The organism is Flavobacterium luminosum (assembly GCF_023635005.1).
GTDB lineage: Bacteria > Bacteroidota > Bacteroidia > Flavobacteriales > Flavobacteriaceae > Flavobacterium > Flavobacterium luminosum.
In genome coordinates this window covers 187,691-206,353 of sequence record NZ_JAMLJM010000005.1, presented here as the reverse complement: position 1 = coordinate 206,353, position 18,663 = coordinate 187,691, and the positions used below count along the sequence as shown (strand labels likewise).

General features: G+C 34.4%; 17 protein-coding genes. 4 read left to right on the top strand and 13 right to left on the bottom strand.

Going from position 1 to position 18,663, the window contains the following annotated elements:
* Nucleotides 1-12: 12 nt before the first annotated feature.
* From NAT50_RS08540 to NAT50_RS08515, 5 genes are all read right to left on the bottom strand, one after another.
* Entirely contained in the window at nt 13-924 is a 912-nt protein-coding gene (locus tag NAT50_RS08540) for a PstS family phosphate ABC transporter substrate-binding protein (RefSeq protein WP_250592854.1), read from the bottom strand.
* A gap of 223 nt (nt 925-1,147) precedes the next feature.
* Nucleotides 1,148-1,969 (bottom strand): energy transducer TonB, encoded by an 822-nt coding sequence (locus NAT50_RS08530; RefSeq protein WP_250592852.1) that lies wholly within the window; start codon nt 1,967-1,969, stop codon nt 1,148-1,150.
* A 24-nt stretch (nt 1,970-1,993) separates the two neighbouring features.
* Nucleotides 1,994-2,539, bottom strand: coding sequence for an ExbD/TolR family protein (locus NAT50_RS08525; RefSeq protein WP_250592851.1), 546 nt, complete (start codon nt 2,537-2,539; stop codon nt 1,994-1,996).
* Between the two features lie 18 nt (nt 2,540-2,557).
* Nucleotides 2,558-3,178 (bottom strand): ExbD/TolR family protein, encoded by a 621-nt coding sequence (locus tag NAT50_RS08520; RefSeq protein WP_250592850.1) that lies wholly within the window; start codon nt 3,176-3,178, stop codon nt 2,558-2,560.
* Between the two features lie 58 nt (nt 3,179-3,236).
* A complete protein-coding gene (locus NAT50_RS08515; protein WP_250592849.1) occupies nt 3,237-4,070 on the bottom strand; it encodes a MotA/TolQ/ExbB proton channel family protein in 834 nt (277 codons plus the stop codon).
* A 364-nt stretch (nt 4,071-4,434) separates the two neighbouring features.
* On the opposite strand from NAT50_RS08515, the gene NAT50_RS08510 reads away from it, so the two are divergent.
* The 3 genes from NAT50_RS08510 to NAT50_RS08500 are packed head-to-tail and all read left to right on the top strand — an operon-like array spanning nt 4,435 to nt 6,668.
* Nucleotides 4,435-5,940 carry a helicase HerA-like domain-containing protein gene (locus NAT50_RS08510; protein WP_250592848.1) on the top strand — a complete coding sequence of 502 codons (1,506 nt, stop codon included), beginning with the start codon at nt 4,435-4,437 and terminating at the stop codon, nt 5,938-5,940.
* 3 nt (nt 5,941-5,943) lie between these two features.
* Nucleotides 5,944-6,312: a DMT family protein gene (locus NAT50_RS08505; RefSeq protein WP_250592846.1), complete on the top strand. Its 369-nt coding sequence runs from the start codon at nt 5,944-5,946 to the stop codon at nt 6,310-6,312.
* Nucleotides 6,309-6,668, top strand: a complete 360-nt coding sequence (locus tag NAT50_RS08500; protein WP_250592845.1) for a cupin domain-containing protein — start codon at nt 6,309-6,311, stop codon at nt 6,666-6,668. The genes NAT50_RS08505 and NAT50_RS08500 overlap by 4 nt, the downstream gene beginning before the upstream one ends.
* 53 nt (nt 6,669-6,721) lie before the next feature.
* Here the strand turns inward: NAT50_RS08500 and NAT50_RS08495 are convergent, their stop codons facing one another.
* From NAT50_RS08495 to queA, 5 genes are all read right to left on the bottom strand, one after another.
* Entirely contained in the window at nt 6,722-8,062 is a 1,341-nt protein-coding gene (locus NAT50_RS08495; RefSeq protein ID WP_250592844.1) for an FAD-dependent oxidoreductase, read from the bottom strand.
* 68 nt (nt 8,063-8,130) lie between these two features.
* Complete coding sequence (locus NAT50_RS08490) at nt 8,131-10,515, bottom strand: penicillin acylase family protein (protein ID WP_250592842.1); 2,385 nt, start codon at nt 10,513-10,515, stop codon at nt 8,131-8,133.
* A gap of 107 nt (nt 10,516-10,622) precedes the next feature.
* Nucleotides 10,623-11,708 (bottom strand): agmatinase family protein, encoded by a 1,086-nt coding sequence (locus tag NAT50_RS08485; RefSeq protein ID WP_250592841.1) that lies wholly within the window; start codon nt 11,706-11,708, stop codon nt 10,623-10,625.
* A gap of 55 nt (nt 11,709-11,763) precedes the next feature.
* The gene (gene kynU / locus NAT50_RS08480) at nt 11,764-13,044 is read right to left on the bottom strand and encodes a kynureninase (RefSeq protein WP_250592839.1); all 1,281 of its coding nucleotides are present in this window, start codon (nt 13,042-13,044) and stop codon (nt 11,764-11,766) included.
* A gap of 158 nt (nt 13,045-13,202) precedes the next feature.
* A complete protein-coding gene (gene queA / locus NAT50_RS08475; protein WP_250592837.1) occupies nt 13,203-14,252 on the bottom strand; it encodes a tRNA preQ1(34) S-adenosylmethionine ribosyltransferase-isomerase QueA in 1,050 nt (349 codons plus the stop codon).
* A gap of 360 nt (nt 14,253-14,612) precedes the next feature.
* Here queA and NAT50_RS08470 point away from each other — a divergent pair, with 360 nt between their 5' ends.
* Nucleotides 14,613-15,938 carry an alkaline phosphatase D family protein gene (locus tag NAT50_RS08470; RefSeq protein WP_250592836.1) on the top strand — a complete coding sequence of 442 codons (1,326 nt, stop codon included), beginning with the start codon at nt 14,613-14,615 and terminating at the stop codon, nt 15,936-15,938.
* Between the two features lie 102 nt (nt 15,939-16,040).
* Here NAT50_RS08470 and NAT50_RS12395 read toward each other — a convergent pair whose 3' ends face one another.
* The 3 genes from NAT50_RS12395 to NAT50_RS08460 all read right to left on the bottom strand — a co-directional run bounded on the left by NAT50_RS12395 (nt 16,041) and on the right by NAT50_RS08460 (nt 18,572).
* Nucleotides 16,041-16,118: a T9SS type A sorting domain-containing protein gene (locus NAT50_RS12395; RefSeq protein ID WP_408610664.1), complete on the bottom strand. Its 78-nt coding sequence runs from the start codon at nt 16,116-16,118 to the stop codon at nt 16,041-16,043.
* Nucleotides 16,119-16,337: 219 nt separating this feature from the next.
* Nucleotides 16,338-16,643, bottom strand: coding sequence for a LamG domain-containing protein (locus NAT50_RS08465; protein ID WP_250592834.1), 306 nt, complete (start codon nt 16,641-16,643; stop codon nt 16,338-16,340).
* 447 nt (nt 16,644-17,090) lie between these two features.
* A complete protein-coding gene (locus tag NAT50_RS08460; protein WP_250592833.1) occupies nt 17,091-18,572 on the bottom strand; it encodes a LamG-like jellyroll fold domain-containing protein in 1,482 nt (493 codons plus the stop codon).
* Nucleotides 18,573-18,663: the final 91 nt, after the last annotated feature.

Below are 18,663 nucleotides of genomic sequence, written 5' to 3'. Positions count from 1 at the left end.
TAAGATTTACTTTTAATTATTCTTTTTTTCTATTTCTTTTCGGATGATTATATTTCTTCCTGGCATTCGAAATGGTACAAGTCCTGATTTAAGAATTATTCGTTGACCAATTTCTCCTGCTACAAATGAAGCAAAACCCATGCCTAAACCTGAATATCCTTGATAATTTAACATTTTAATTTCTCTTGTTACAGGATATAATCCAGAAGCCATGAAATCTTGGGTCGGTAAAACAAAGGTACCATTATTTGCTTTTACTTCCAAAAGTGCTACTTTATCTACGGTACTTTGAAATTCAGGCATCGGCTGCATTAACCAATTTACACCTACAATTCCAACAGATCCAGGATTATCAGCTACGAATTTAATTACTTCATTATTTGTCTTGAAAGAATATAAATTCTTTGTTGGCAAAGATTCGATTCCTGCTAAATTTTTAAAATATCTAACCGTACTTGAATTTGCGTTATCAAAAACCAAACTTGAAAATTTAGAGTCATCACCTTTCATAAAAGCGATAATTTCTTTCAAATCAATTTTTCTATCACCATTAGATTTATTAGAGATAAAAGCAATACCGTCTGTTGCCAAAGGTGTTACTTTGGGTTTAATTTTCTTTTCAGCAAAATAACCTGCTTCTCCTTCAGTAAGCTCACGAGTAAGAATAGCAAGATCATTTTTTCCTTCAGCAAGATTTTTCACAATCTCTGTCTCCGACATTCCTACCAGAGTTAAATCTGCATCATATTGACTCTCAAAAACCATTTCCTGATCTTCAATGATTGGTAAAATAGTTTCATCTACCAAAATAGTTGCTTTTCCTGTTAAGATTGTATCTGAACCGGTTCCTTGTTTTTGTTTATTACAACTAAAAAAAACTAAAAAGGAAAGCGCAACAGCAACGGTTAAATATATTTTTTTCATGTTAAGATTTTTGAAAGAAACGTATAAATCGAAAAAAAGCATATACAATAATAATGACTCCTAGAGCTGTTCTATATTCTTGAGATAAAGGTAAGGTAAGTTTATCCCAGAACAAAATAGCGAGTCCCATAAGTAGGTATACAACAAAAAACAATATACCTATAACGAGAAGAAATCGCTCAAAGAGCGATTTCTTTCCTGAATTATTTCTGTAATTACTCATTTATTCAGAAGTAATAGTAACTGAAATTGGTAAGCTAAACTTAGCACGTACTTTTTTTCCGTTTTGTTCTCCAGGTCTCAATTTAGGCATAGATTTTAAAACTCTAATAGCCTCATCACCTGTTCCATAACCTAAGTCACGTACCACATTAATATCTGTTAAACTACCGTCTTTTTCAACTACGAATTCAACAATAATTCTACCTTTTAATTCTTGACCTGCTCTTTCAGAGATCTCGTCAGTTCTATATTTTTGAGCTACGAACTGACCAAATTTACCCCATCCTCCAGGGAATTCAGGTTGTACTTCTAGACCTGCTGAGCTATATACGTTGTTATCTACAACTTCAGCCGGTTTATCAGAATCTCCTGTAGGTTGATCGATAGTTACTTTTGCATTTTCATCACCTTTTTGGTCTTTCTCTGCAATGTTCTTATCTTTCAATTCCTCCATGGTTTTGATCTCTTCAGTCACTTTTGCCGCCTCAACCACTTTAGGTTTCACGAATTTTACTTCATCAACTTTAGGTTTTGGTGGTTCCGGTTTCTTCTCAGGTGGTGGTGGTGGAACATTTTCTTTTGGTTTGTTCAAATCTATCAATACCACTTTTTCATCTAATGCTTTTTCTGCAGTATCTCCAGTTGGGATTAATTCGATAATTTTCGGAAGACTAACTCCCAATGCAAAAACTACTCCACCTAACAATAACGCACGTAGTGAAGTTTTAGGATTTTCTTTACGCAACGCATAAGCACCATACTTTTTGTTACGTCCTTCAAATACTAAATCTAACCACTGCGATGTAAACAAATCTAATTTCATTATAAATAGTTGTTAGGATTAATATTATTTAGAAAGCAAAGCTTTCTCATCCGGAGTGATATCTACTAATGCATAAGTAGGAACTTTTGCAATAGCCATTTCATCAAGAATATCGACCATGTTTTTATAATTGGTCTTTTTATCCATCTTAATAATAACAATCAAACCTTTTTTTGGATCACCTGTAGCCTCAGGAACCGACTTCACTTTTGATAAGATCTCCTGACGAATACCTGCTTTACCATAAGAAGAATCACTTGGTCCTTCTAGTGGAGCGCCGAATTGTCCCATGTACCATTTAATTTTGTTATTTTCACCTAACAAAATAGTCATCGTACGGTTATCAGCAACCTCGATATCGTCTTGAGGCTCATTCTCTTTTTGTTTGTCCGGCAATCCCAAGTCCATAGACTGTGGCTTTGATAACGAAGTGGTCAACATGAAGAAGGTAATCAAAAGGAAAGCTAAGTCCACCATCGCCGTTAAGTCTACCTTAGCGTTCGATTTTTTACTTCTTACCTTCTTGCCGCCTTTTTTGCCACCACCGTCGTCGGTATTTAATTCTGCCATTTCTTAATTTTTATACTGTTAAAAATCTTCCCCACGTAATCCAGTTACCAAATTGAAACTGTTTACGTCTTGGTCTTGTAAAACATCCATTACACGCTTAATAGCTGGATATTCTAATTGAGCATCACCCTTGATGGCAAATTTTAAGTCTGTGTTTTTTAACTCAGCACTTGCCGAACGAGCGTTAAAGATCCATCTTGACAATTCATCTTTCTTCTTATCGATAGAATCCATTGGAATTCCTGGTTGTAATCCTTCTTTGTTTCTATCAGAACCGCTCATTGCAATAATTTGCTTTAAGCTACCAATAGGAACACCAAAACCATCAATTAGAGAAAAACGAGTTTTCTCTTCTTCTGTAAAGCTTACACCATACTCTTGCCCCATAAGTTCAAGAGTTCTCACTCTGATATCTCTATCAACTAATCCGAAGAATACTTTACCCTTACCTACTGTTAGTGTAGCTAATCCTGTTTCAGGTAGTTTAGTCTGCACTGTTGAGCTTGGCGTATCTACAGCCAACGGTTCAGGTTGTTTTGCAGTAGCAGTCAAGATAAAGAACGTAAGCAATAGGAATGATACGTCACACATAGCAGTCATATCGATTGCTCCTGCTTTTTTTTGCGTTTTTACTGCCATATTATTTTTTTTTCAATCACCATTACATAAAAACATAATGGCTACAACGGGTTAATTATTATTTTAAGCTTCCTTTGAAACGTCTGTAAGTATTTACAATCGTATTAGCAGCTTCATCAATTGAATAAGTTAAAGTATCAATTTTAGAAGTAAAGAAGTTATAAACAACAATCGCTACTGCAGAAGTAAAGATACCTGTTGCAGTGTTGATAAGTGCTTCAGAGATACCGTTTGCTAACGCTGCTTGGTCAGGAGTACCTGAAGTTGCTAACGCACCGAACGCTTTAATCATACCTGTTACTGTTCCTAATAATCCCACTAATGTACCTAATGACACTAAAGTAGAGATAATAGTTAAGTTTTTCTCTAACATTGGCATTTCTAATGAAGTTGCCTCTTCAATTTCTTTGTGTATTGTTTCAGTAGCTTCTTCTGAAGTAAAACCTTCTGCTTTAACTTGGTTATATTTAATTAAACCAGCTTTGATTGCATTAGCAACAGAACCTTGTTGTTTATCACAAGCTTCGATAGCTCCGTCGATATCACCACCGTTTACGCTTGCTTGTACTTTTTTCATGAATGCATCTAAATTACCTTTACCAGCCGCTTTGCTGATAACAAAGAAACGCTCAAACGAAAAAACAACTACGATTAACAATAATCCCATCAACACAGGTACAATTGCCCCTCCTTTATACACCATTCCTAAGTAGTTTCCAGGTAGTGGATGCCCATCTGGATTTCCTCCTTCAAAGTTAGAAGGATCTCCCATTACAAGTTTAAAAATCAAATACCCTACGAAAATACATGCTGCAATTACAAGACCAGAGAAAATATCTCCTCCTTTTGAACCTTGTTCTTTTTTCTTTTGAACTTTAACGTTGTTTGCCATTTTAATAAAATTTAAATTTTTTTAATTGATTAATTCTATTGTTTTAATAGTATAATGAGAGCAAATTTAACCGATTACTTCTAATAAAAAAATCTTTTTTTAACTTTTATAACACATAAAACTAAAAATTACAAGTGTAAAGACTCCTTTTCTTTGCGAATCATTATGTTAATTTGATTTTTTTTTAAAAATTTGATAAAGCTTTTTTTAAATAAAACTTAAAACATTGATAAATATGCAACAAAATGCGATTAAAAACAAGAGAGATAAAATTTGTTTAATATTTAACTTATATCAAAAATCAAGCCAATTTTTAGTAAGAAAATAGCAAAAAACACTATATTGCACATAATATACCAATTTTATGGATCGAACTGAACAATTTAAAAATGCTATCACACAAGGATACACTTGTAAAGGTACAAGTATCGTTTTAGGAGGCGCTATTCTAGATGGAAACGCATTCTCTCTTCCTGTAAGCATTCCGCTAAAAACCATGAATCGTCACGGTTTAATTGCCGGAGCAACGGGAACGGGAAAAACAAAAACTATTCAGGTTCTGTCTGAACAATTATCTCAAAATGGGATTCCTGTTTTAATGATGGATATCAAGGGTGATTTTTCAGGAATAGCCGTTGCCGGAGAAGAAAAAGATTTCATCAAAGAACGACACGCCAAAATTGGCCTTCCCTTTAACGCCAAAGGATTTCCAGTAGAATTCCTGTCTCTTTCCGCACAACCTGGAGTTAAATTACGTGCCACTGTCTCTGAATTTGGCCCTGTTTTATTTTCAAGGATTTTAGATTTAAATGAAACTCAAACTGGGGTGGTTGCTGTAATTTTCAAATATTGCGATGACAAAAAAATGCCTTTGTTGGATTTGAAAGACATTAAAAAGGTTATGAATTACATTACTGAAGAAGGGAAAGATGAAATTTCAGAAATGTATGGTAAAATCTCTACCGCTACCACAGGAACTATTCTTCGTAAAATTATCGAATTGGAGCAACAAGGTGGAGCAGTGTTTTTTGGAGAAAAATCATTCGATATTGAAGACTTGATGCGTATTGATGAAAAAGGTTATGGCTACATAAACATAGTACGCTTGAACGACATACAAGACAAACCTAAATTGTTTTCGACTTTCATGTTAAATCTTTTGGCGGAAGTATATAATACCATGCCCGAAAAAGGCGATGTTGAACAACCGGAATTGGTTATTTTTATTGATGAAGCGCATTTAATCTTCAATGAAGCTAGTAAAGCCTTACTCAATCAAATTGAAACTATTGTTAAGTTGATTCGTTCCAAAGGAATTGGAATTTACTTTATTACTCAAAATCCAATGGATGTTCCCAAAGAAGTATTATCGCAATTGGGTTTGAAAATTCAACATGCTTTGAGAGCTTTTACAGCTAACGATCGTCAGGCCATAAAGCAAACTTCAGAGAATTATCCTCTTTCAGAATTTTACAAAACCGACGAAATTATCACTTCACTAGGAATTGGAGAAGCATTGGTTACCGCTCTTAATGAAAAAGGAATTCCAACACCATTAGTTGCTTGCATGATGAGAGCACCTGAAAGCAGAATGGACATTTTAACGGAGGAAGAAATCTCTACGTTTAACAATGCTTCTAAACTTGTACCAAAATACAATGAAGTGATCGACAGAGAAAGCGCTTATGAAATGCTAACTCAAAAAATAGATGCGATTTCTGAGGAAGCAACTGTAAAAGAAGTAGAAAAAAGAAGTAGTAAAGATCCGGGAATGGGAGAAATTATTGGAAAACAAGTGGTGAAGGCGGTTACGAGTGCTACGTTCATTCGCGGAGCTTTTAATGTTTTGATGAGAGTTTTAAAAAAATAAATCATGAAAGGATACATTACCATAAGTTTATTAGTTCTTTCCAATGTATTTATGACTTTAGCTTGGTATGGACACTTGAAATTCAAAGAATTAAAATGGTTTGAAAATGCAGGTTTAATAACCATCATTTTAATTAGTTGGGGATTAGCCTTTTTTGAATATTGCTTTCAAGTTCCTGCCAATAAAATTGGCTTTCAAGGCAATGGTGGACCATTTTCTTTATTGCAATTAAAAGTAATTCAAGAAGTAATCACACTCGTTATTTTCGTTTTGTTTTCTTCGATTTTCTTTAAAAATGAAAGCCTTAAGTGGAATCATTTAGTAGGAATGTGTTTTTTAGTATTATCCGTTTATTTTATCTTTAAAAAATGAAAAAATATTTTATTCAATCAGCTCCTTTTGTTGTACCCACAACCGATGGCAAATTAATTGAAGAACATCATGGTCTTACCACTCAAAATCGCGATGTTTCCATTGCACACATGGTAGCACCTCCGGGATGGAGCGAACCTTTTCAAACCCCTGAATTTGATGAATATACCTATATCATTAAAGGAAAAAAACAGTTCATCATTGAAGGAGAAACTATCGTATTGGAAGCTGGTCAATCTATTAAAATAGAAAAAAACACCCGCATACAATATTCCAATCCTTTCGAAGAACCATGTGAATATCTAGCTATTTGCCTCCCAGCCTTTTCAATGGACAGTGTTCATCGGGAAGAATAATTTAAATTCAATGAATAAAAAAGGATGTGTTTTCAAAGCACATCCTTTTTTATTTAATTTAATAAAGCGATTATTTTATTTTCAACTTCTTCACTATCCCATTTGGATTCTATATCCGGAATAGCCATGATTTGTTCCATAATGGCATTCTGAAAATCCCCAATAGCCAAGGCTTCTGAATAAGGTTGATTACTAAAAGTTACTCTACTGTAAAGTGGCATCCATTTATCTGGATGTTTGTCACTAAACCATTTTTCAATTTTCTTTTGGAGTAAGAACTTTTCATCGGCTGTTTTAGTACTCATTTCTATGAAATTCCTCAAAGACAATTCCGCTATGGCATCGGCATTAGGTTTTCTTGACTTACCGTATTCCTCAAAAATAGTTTTCCAATCGTCTCCGTATCGAGCAATCATTTCGGCCAAAACGGTAATATCTTCAAAACCGGCATTCATACCTTGTCCATAAAACGGTACGATAGCGTGTGCCGAATCTCCTATTAGGGCTACTTTATCTTCGAAAGTCCACGGAAAACATTTCATCATGACCAAATAACTCGTAGGATTCTTGTAGAAATCCTGAATCAAATCAGGAATTACTTCTTTCGTATCTGGAAAATAGTGCGCAAAGAAAGCGACCAAATCTTTTTCTTCTTTTAATGATTCGAACGAATTTTCCCCTTCAAAAGGCATGAATAAAGTACAAGTAAAACTACCATCTAAATTGGCTAAAGCCATTAACATGAATTGTCCTCTTGGCCAAATATGTAGTGAATTTTTATCAATCTTGTGCGTTCCGTCAGGATTGGCCGGAATATGTAATTCTTTGTAACCAATCTTCATGAACTCCTGCGAATAGTCAAACATACTCTGACGCTGCATGCGGTGACGAATTCGAGAAAAAGCACCATCGGCACCAAAAATTTTATCATATTTCAAATCGGTCCACTCACCTCTTTCGGTTTCTCCGATGTGAAGTGTCGCATCCGCAAGACTTACGTCCCATATTTTGTGTTCAAATTTGAATTCGACACCTTCGCGAACTGCTAAATCAATCATTTTTCGATTCAGTACACCTCTAGACAATGAAAAAATGGCCTCACCGTCTTTTCCGTATTTTTGATAATTAAGTTTTCCATCCTGAAGATGAATCGCACGTTTATCAACTGGAATACCAATTTTAAATATTTCCTCTTCGAGTCCAATAGTCTGAAGTGCTTTCCAACCACGGTTAGACATGACCAAATTAATGGAACGACCCGAAAACTGAACGGTTCTAATATCTGGACTACGATCTAGGACATGAACTGTATGCCCCATTCTTTTTAAATAGATTGCCAAGAGGGTTCCTACCAAACCGGAACCTACAACAGCAATTTTTTGTGGAGTTTGCATTTAATTTTGTTAAAGCGGTTTTGCAAATTTAGACTTTTAGAGATCAACAGAAGAATATTTCTGCTCATTTATTTAGGTAGAAAAATCAACTTTGTTGAAGAAGCTTCGATTTCTTTCTTGTTCATTTTCATTTTTCTAAACTTCCCTTCTTTGTAAAGTTGCGACTGATCATTATAGAAAGGACTCATAGGATTCCCCGATTGACCGGTAGGTAAAATACTCCATGAGTTTTCAACATCTGAAAAATCGATTACACGTCGTGTTGAAGGACCTGCTTTTACCATATAAACCGGTTCCGCTGACAAATCGTACATGGTATTGTTGATTACTTCATTAGCTCCAGGAATTTCGAAAATCCCTACGTTAAATAACGGTCTTAAAAGAGAAACAGTTCCCAACGGATGTTTGTATTCTATTTTATGAACTTTGTTCCATGTCCAAGATTTAACATCGCTGCCTAGTTGACTATTGATCGTTTTTATGGCTTCTTGAAAAGAATTTAGTAAAATAACAGATCGCGTTTCTTTATTCTTTGGCGTTTTAATGTTGTCCCACCATAATGAATTCTCATTTTTTGACTGATATGCAATGGTTTGTTTCATTAAATGAGTCTTCATGAATTGCGCAAAATGAGTCTCCCCCATTTCATCCTCAAAGGTGTTTTTTAAATAAAAATAAATCCATTTGTTGTAAATAGTCGGAGCAATATCGGATAACTCATTCGTTCCTTTCCAAGATTTCAATACTTGCAATGCTTCTTTTTCTTGTGCATTGAGTTGGTTTAAATTGATCGTAGAAATCATATTCTGCACAATATCTACAGCTTCCATAGAAGTATTATCGTTGATCATTGCTGCAATAGTTTCTTTATCCCAATCATTTTTAGTCTCTAACAAATAACTAATTCTTCGGGCGCGATCCTTTGGAAGGTAGTACCCTTGATATTCATAACCGTCTATAGCCTCCGGCATATTATTAGCAGAGTAAACATAATTCCAACTTGGATTTTGTGCTTTAGGATTTTTGGAAAAAGGAAGAAATTTCTTTTTGTCGTCTATGCCATTTGATCCATCCAAAATAAAATTAGGATTAACGCCTTTTTCCAATTGATACAATTTTCCTGATGCAAACCAAGCGATATTATTTTGAGCATCGCCATACATTATATTTAATCCAGGAGCAGCTATTAATTCTATGTTTTTATGAAAATCATCGATGTTTTTAGCGTGACTTAAACTATACACAGCATCCAAGATATGATTGGGTTGTTGCGTAAAAATCCAATGAAACGAAACAGGCTCTTCAGGATTAAAATCCTTCAAAATTCCATTCATCACAGGACCATGCTGCGTTTCTTTTATTACCAACTGCACATCGACAGAATCTTTTACTTTTATGGTTTTATTTCTGACTTTAAAATCTGTAAAACCTTTTGATGTCTTGTATTGATTCGGGTTAGCAGGATTGATTTCTGACTTGAAAAAATCAGCATCATCATTCTCAAACATAGTCAAACCATAGGCATAGTCTCTATTATGACCTAAAAGAGGAAACGGGGTTCCTGCTAAATAATACCCATACATTTCGTAATCAGGACAAGAAATGTGCGCCTCGAACCAAGTACCTGGCTGCGAATATTCTATATGAGGGTCATTAGCAAAAATTACTTTTCCTGTTTTTGTTTTTTGAGGCCCAACCACCCAACTGTTACTTCCTATAAATGGTGGCACTGGCGAATTTTCTAACAAGGCCGTTACTGCTTTTGAAGCTGCAACGTATACTTCTTTTTGTTCCTGAGTAACTTTGATTCTAGTCGTATTAAACGAATAATCTACGCCTAACTCTTTCACGAACTCGATTCCTAATTTATTTTTTAAATCTGTCAGTAAAGGGTCCGTTTTTTGCGCCATTGCAAAACTAAAAGACATGTATCCGTATGTATTGTAGACATCCTTTAACGTGAATGGTTTTTTATCTATTCCTAAAATAGTGAATTCTAAGGGTGTTTTTCCGTTTTCGATATATTGATTTATCCCATCTAAGTATGCCATGGCCAACTGATAAGAAGGACTATTTTTGTCCAATTTAGCGATAGCTTCTTCTGAATGTTCATCGATTCCTAATGCTAAAAACAATTTATCATTATCTAAGGTGATCTTCCCGAAAATTTCAGACAATTTACCCGGTGCGATTCTGCGAAGTAATTCCATTTGCCACAAACGATCTTGAGCGTGCACGTAACCTAAGGCAGTAAGCGCATCTTTCTGATTATTGGCATAGATATGAGGCACTCCGTGTTCATCAAAATAAACTTGTGTTTCAGACGTGATATTTTTTAAAGGCAATTCTCCTTCGTATTGTGGTTTTGTGCTATGTAGATAAGCATAAATACCTATTCCGATAACGACAACTAATAGTAATAAGGATAAGAAAAAGTACTTAATTCGTTTCATTTGAAAATTTTTATATCCAAATTTAACGAAATAAAACTTTATCCATAAAAAAAGTACGTCATTTTTCACAAAGACGTACTTTTTGGAGAACTAATATGTTTTATTTTTTATTTTCTTGGAAATTCTATGCGCTTCCCTGTATTTAAACCATTGTTTTTAGCCAACACACCACACATGTGAAACAACATACGTGCCCCAACATTTCCATCCCAATCATCTTCACCTGGAGCAACCTCAACTAAATCGAAACCGATAATTTCTTTTCCGCTAGAAGCTAATTTATTGAAAAGGTATGTTGCCTGCTCAAAAGAAAATCCTCCTGGAACTGGCGTTCCTGTATTAGGGCAATACCAAGGATACATCCCGTCGATATCAAAAGAAATACAAACTTTTTGTGGCAAAGATGCAATTATTGCGTCACATTGTTCTGCCCAAGTTTTGCCTTCGAAGCTTTCTGTTTTTAAATCGGCATCCGTATGAACTAAAACACGTCCATTAGATTTTGCAACAACATCAACCTCTTGTTCACAAAAATCACGAATTCCTACTTGCACAATTTTAGATACTTGTGGAATTTGCAATGTATTGTACATGATGGAAGCATGAGAATACGTAAATCCTTCATAAGCAATGCGTAAATCCATGTGCGCATCGAGATGTAAAATACCGAAATTATCATGTTTAGAAGCCAATGCTTCATAATAACCTAGCGGCGTAGAATGATCTCCTCCTAAAAGCACTACTTTTTTCCCTTTGTTCATCCAAAACAAAGCCTTCTCTTTTACTTCGGTATGCAATTCGCGACATACTTTGTTGATCTTATCTAAATCCGATTGTAAAACCGGAAATGTTTCGATGTCTTCTCCTGCCTCTAAAGCTTCAATTATGGGCTGTGCCAACGATTTGTATTTTTCTGAATTGGCTTTCCAATGCTTTGGCGCCTCGTCCATGTAAATACCTAATTTCCATAAACCCGGAAAATCCTGATGATTCAAATCAACCTGAAACGACGCATCTAGAATAGCTTCAGGACCTTCTGAAGCTCCTGCTCCGTAACTTACGGTAACTTCCCACGGCACGGGAATCACAATAATTTCTGAATCTTCTGCTGAAAAAGGTAATCCAAAAACTGTAGCATCGGCTAATCCCGGTTGTGATGGATCAAAGGAATCGATTATTTGTTGTTTTGTCATTTTTATTATTTATTTCCGTTCAGTAACACTCGTCATTCCGAGTGTTTGTTATTTCTTATTTAATTTTTAAAATACCTTCTTTCAGTATTTGACCAAAATTGTACATGTCTACAAATGAACAATACAATGGCACTGGAGCCAATCGGATTACATTAGGTTCACGCCAATCGGTGATAACTCCATTTGACATTAAGTAATCGAATAAACTTCTACCTTGACCATGCAAGAACACCGACAATTGAGAAGCTCTTTCTTCTTGATTACTCGGGGTTATAATTTCAAATTCTGTCCCGGGAATTTCAGCATCGATTTCGTGAAGAATATATTCTAAATAGGCTGTTATCTTGTTTCTTTTTTTTATCAATTTATCCATCCCTATTTGGTCAAACATTTCAACCGAAGCAAGATAAGGCGCTAAGGATAAAATAGGCAGGTTACTGATTTGCCAACCTTCTGCTCCATGAACTGGATCGAAATCAGGTTCCATTTTGAAACGACGCTCTTTATTATGTCCCCACCAACCTGCAAAACGTGGTAAATCGGCATGATGGTGTTTTTCATGTACGAAACATCCCGAAGCATTTCCTGGCCCTGAATTCATGTACTTATAGGAACACCAAGCAGCAAAATCGACATTCCATTCGTTTAATTTTAGTTCGATATTACCTGCAGCGTGAGCCAAATCGAAACCTACGTAGGCTCCAACATTATGACCGGCTTCGGTAATGGCTTTCATGTTAAAAACCTGTCCCGTGTAATAATTAACTCCGCCAAACAAAACGAGTGCTAATTCCTCTCCTACTTCATTGATTTTAGCGATGATGTCTTCCAATCGGATGTTATGCTCCCCTTCTCTTCGTTTAACTTCCACGATAGCCTCTTTTGGGTCGTAACCGTGAAATTTAACTTGACTTTGGAACATATACTGATCCGAAGGGAACGCTTTTTCTTCGCAAATGATTTTGTATCGCTTTTGAGTTGGTCGGTAAAACGAAACCATTAGTAAATGAAGATTCACCGTCAAGGTATTCATCACTGTTACTTCCGATGGTTTTGCGCCTACTATTTTACTCAAAGGTTTTGAAAAACGCTCTTGATAATCCCACCAAGGTTTTTCGGCATAAAAATGACCTTCTACTGCCATCTTAGCCCAATCATCCATCACCTCATCTACATATTTTCGAGTTCTTTTAGGTTGCAGACCCAAAGAATTTCCTGTAAAATAAATAACATCTTTTTTGTTATGTTGCGGGAAGATGAACTCCTCTCTGTACACATGTAGCTCATCTTGAGCATCTAGTTCTTGTGCAAATTCGAGTGTATTTTGAAAAGTCATGATTGTTTTTATTTGTTTGTAAAAATATTGAAAAGTTAGCAACACTCAAAGTCACTAACAAAGTTATCCATTAAAACAATAAAAATACCCCCAAAAGAGTGTCTTACTTTCAGGGGTATTGTATTTTTAACTATTACGTTTTACTATGAAACCTTAAATTATAAGATTAACATGGCATCGCCATACGAATAAAACTTGTATCCTTCTTTGATCGCTTCATCATAAGCTTTACGCATTAAATCATGACCACAAAAAGCAGAAATCATCATTAACAAAGTAGATTTTGGCGTGTGGAAGTTAGTTACCATACAGTCTGCAACACTAAAATCGTAAGGAGGAAAAATAAACTTATTGGTCCAACCTTCATAAGGATTTAATGTTCTGCTTGAGGAAACCGAACTTTCCATTGCACGCATGGTCGTTGTTCCGATAGCACATACACGTTTTTTGTTAACTTTCGCAGCGTTCACAATATCACAAGCTTCTTGAGAAATACGAACTTCTTCTGAATCCATTTTATGTTTAGACAAATCTTCAACCTCAACCGGATTGAAAGTTCCCAAACCTACATGCAAGGTAACTTCAGCAAAATCTACCCCTTTAATTTCAAGGCGTTTCATCAAATGCTTTGAAAAGTGCAAACCAGCCGTTGGAGCTGCTACAGCACCTTCTTCTTTTGCGTAAATTGTTTGGTAGCGTTCCGCATCTTCTGGAGTCACCTCACGATTGATGTATTTAGGGATTGGTGTTTCTCCTAAATCTACCAATTTTTGACGGAATTCTTCATAAGAACCATCGTAAAGGAAACGCAATGTTCTTCCACGAGAAGTTGTATTATCTATAACTTCAGCTACTAACGAATCGTCGTCACCAAAATACAATTTGTTTCCGATACGGATTTTACGAGCTGGATCTACCAATACATCCCAAAGACGTTGTTCCGCATTTAACTCTCTCAACAAAAACACTTCGATACGCGCTCCTGTTTTTTCTTTATTACCATAAAGACGTGCTGGAAAAACCTTGGTATTGTTAACCACCATTACGTCTCCTTCGTCGAAATATTCTAAAATATCTTTGAATAGTCTATGTTCAATTTCACCTGTTTTACGGTGTACGACCATTAAACGGGATTCATCACGATTTTCTGCAGGAAATTCAGCTAATAATTCAGCAGGAAGATTAAAATTGAAATTCGATAACTTCATTCTTGAAAAGTTTAAAAGTTTAAAGTTCGAAACCGGAAAATATCATTTACCGATTTCTAAACCAGGGTGCAAATATACTATCCTAAAATAGGGGTTGTCAAGTAAAAGGCTGATTATTTTCAAATTTAAATTCTTTGATCTCTAAATACTAGACCATTTCAACAATAGGCATTATTTATTTGTAACCTTTTTGTAAGCAAGAGATTCAAGAGCAATATAATTTTTCAAAAAAATATTCTAGAAACTCTTCCTTTTACCAATTATCGTTCTCTAGAATAGGCTGTTTACTTTTTTATAACAGCCGAATGTGGAGTTTACTTATTTTTTGTCTTAATTTTGTTCATCATTAAAAAAAACAACATGAAATTAAGTCAATTATTATTTTGTTTGATCAGTACTTTTGTATTTGCACAAAACAAAAACTTATTACAATCTGGACCTATGTTAGGTTATTCAGAAATGAAAGAAGTGTTAATCTGGGCTCAAACAACTCAGGAAGCTGAAATTTATATTAAGTATAAGAAAAAAGGAACGGACGTTTATTTTCAATCGGATAAAATTAAAACTTCAAAAAACAATGGTTACACTGCAAAATTATTAGCTGATAATGTAACCGAAGGAACAGAATACGAATATGATTTGTTCATTAACAACAAAAAAGTTTCTGTGAATTACCCTACCGTTTTCCAAACAAAAAAATTATGGCAATGGCGCACTGATGCTCCGGATTTTTCGGTGGCTTTGGGAAGTTGCAACTACATCAACGAACCCGAATTGGACCGTCCGGGAAAAGGCTATGGCGATAATTATGAAATATTCACGTCTATCAACGCGAAAAAACCAAACATTATGTTGTGGTTAGGTGACAATACCTATTTAAGAGAAGCTGATTGGGACACTCGAAACGGTATTTACCACCGCTATACACATTCTCGCTCTGTAAAAGAGATACAACCACTTTTGGCTAGCGCTATTAACTTAGCTATTTGGGACGATCATGATTTTGGTCCTAATGACGGTGATCGTAGTTTCATTAACAAACATATTACTCAACAAGCTTTCAAAGATTTTTGGGGTAATAAATTTTATGGTTTAGACAAAAATCAAGAGCAGGGAGTTTGCTCAATGTATTCTTGGAGTGACGTTGACTTTTTCCTTTTGGATGATCGTTTTTTCAAATCACCCAACAACAGAAAAACAGGCGAAAGAACTATTTTAGGCAAAGAACAATTAGAATGGTTATTGGATGCTTTGAGCAATTCTAAAGCAACTTTTAAACTTATTTGTATTGGTGGACAAGTCCTAAATTCTGCAGATGTTTTTGAAAATTATGCAACTTATAAAGAGGAACGAGAATATTTATTAAATCAGATTAAGGAAAATAATATTCGTGGTGTATTATTCTTAACAGGAGATCGTCATCATTCTGAACTTTCTGCATTAAAACGTGATGGTACTTACACTCTTTACGATTGGACAGTTTCTCCTCTGACATCGGGAGTGTCTAAAAGTGGTGCTAAAGAAAACAATACAAATCGAGTGGAAGGTTCTTATTTTACTGAACGTAATTTTGGAATGATTCACTTTTCCGGTAACAAAGAAAATCGCCAGATGAAATTGGTTCTACACAATGTAAACGGAGAACCATTGTGGGAAAAAGTTATTTCTGCTAAAGAATTGAAATAAAACAAATAGGCCGTCTAAATCTAGACGGCCTATTTTATTAAATTATAAATATATCTATTCGATGAAACCATTTTAATTGGTTATTGAATAGCTTTCTTAATATTATTCCTTTATCAATTTTCGTGACGATACAACTCCATTTTCGCCTTCTACTCTAACCAAATATACTCCTGCATTCAATTGTGAAATAGAAAACTACTTTTGAGTTAGGTTAATACTTTTTGACCTTGTAAGTTACATATTTCTATGGATAGAATATTTAAATCAGTTTCTACATTTAAAATATTACGAACTAGATTTGGATACATCGCCACTTTTAAATTGTTTTGATTGAAATCTGATGATGATAGGGTGTTTATTGTTAATAAGTTTGAAATTTGAATCGCAGTTAACTAGTAATTATATATTTTTTAAATCATAAAATTCCATAGGCACTGTTGCATTACCTAATTTAAAAGAAGAAAAAGCTGTATTTAAGTTTATTGTATTTATTCCTACTTGAACACCATCTCTGTAAACCTTCAATTGAAAACCTTCGTTATAACAAACTGCAATATGATGCCAAGTATTAACCGCAACACTAACACCTGTATTATAATTATTTGCATATCCTTGAAAAACAGCCCCAACATTAGGATTTAAATATATTCCAAAAGTTTGTGAATTTACGTTTGCACCATGAGAAAAAAACTGGATAACCCCCATTAGAAGTAGTTTTACACCAAAAATTAATGATTCTTCTTTTTATTCCTATTGGAAGTAAACTATTCCTAATATTGGCATACGTTTGAGTTCCACTTACCCGCATATCACTATTTGGGTTCCCAATATGATCCTTAACAAGAGAAATACTTACATTATTAAGTGGATTCCAACCTGTTGTATCTAAATAGGTAGAGTTACCAAACCGCATTTTAAGTTTACGAAGACAGGAAGTGAATATTAGATCTAAAAGTAAGGGTTGTCTAGTAAAATGAGATTCTTTTCTGAAAAACCTCATTTTACCTAACAACCCCAGAGGATTTGCTTCACAAACTATTATTATTAAACCAACTAAATTCTAAATTAAAACTATAAAACCAATATAGAATAAGAACAAATACAACACAAAAAGTGTAATTTCTAACTTATATTTATTGATTGCAGATTTCATTATTTTTTAATTAATTTTTGTGTTGCAATTCCTCCATTTGTATCTTCAATTCTCACCATATAAATCCCTGAATTTAAAGAAGCCGTTTCAATTTGTTTACTGTTTGATTGCATAACTCTTTGTCCTTGAATATTGTATATCTCAACAGATTTGATTTCGTTTTCAATATCAATGTTTAAAATATCTTGAACAGGATTTGGATACATAGCAGCTTTTAAATTATTTTGATTGAAATCTGAAGATGATAGGGTATTATTATTGTATAAACTTGTAATATCTGCCTGCTTTAAAGCTCTATCATAAATTTTCAAATCATCAACTGCTCCAGCAAATGCACCTATTTTAAAAGTTGTCAAAGTTGTATTAATTAAAGGTCTAGCCACAGTTCCTTTGATAACTCCATTAATATAAATTTTGGCATTATCAGCTTCAAAAACAACAACAGCATGATACCATTGGTAAGGATTGGTTGTTCCATTTGCAAAACTTTGATCATAAGAAAATCCTTGAAAATTAACACTTGAAGAATTCAGATAAAACCCAAACATATTATATTGTGAACTAGCACCGTAATTAAAGGAAGCATATGAAGTTATTGGACTAAATGTAGTATGATAATACCAAAAAGAAATTGTTCTATCTGTTTTACCCAATGGTAAATTAGGTATGTTACAGGTTCTCGTTGCAGAAGCTGTTGTTACTAAAGCTTGTCCAGCTCCACTTCTACCAGAAGTATATGTAATTGGATATGTAGCATTACTAGTTATAAAGTTCACACTATTAGTATCATCAGATGGTGTATTATTGAATGAAAATGACTTTATTAAACCTACTGTGTTTGTATTAGGTTCATTATAAATCTCAGTTGCTTCAGTATCAGTTACCGCTCTATCATATATCTTTAAATCATCTATTAATCCATTAAACCATTGTTCTCCTCCAACACCAAGTCCTAATTTAAAAACATCTGAATTATTAATAGTGTTCCAAGATTTTGGCGTAGACCCCAATAATTGACCGTTTCTATACATTTTCGCTGTTGTCCCATCATAAGTAAACACAAAATGATACCAAACCCCCACTGTATTTGGATTTCCACCCATCATAACTGTATAATTATCAGTATGGCCCATCAACATAGTTCTATCTGCACTAACTCCTCCGCCAAAAGCATTACCAGAAGTTCCTGTACCATAACTAAAAACAGGCCCATAGTTTAATCCAGCATCTGCCAAAGACTTAGTCCAAAAAGAAATTGTTCTTGGTGAATTTCCATAAGGTAAATTAGGAATATTTGCCTGTGATTGTAAAGCATATGTCATTCTAATAGCAGAGTTTGGATAGCCACTTCTGTCATAATCAAAAGAGGTAGCTGAAAAAGAAGTTGTATTAGCTTCATTCGCATAAGAATTATCAAACTTAAAATGTTGAATAAGTCCAGAAGTAACTTGAGCATTTAACAAACTACAAAACAGTAGCACTAAAAAAGAAAATAATTTTGTTTTCATAATTGTCTCATTAAAAATTTTGGTAAAATTAGTAGTCGGATTCATCATAAAATGAATGAGTTAA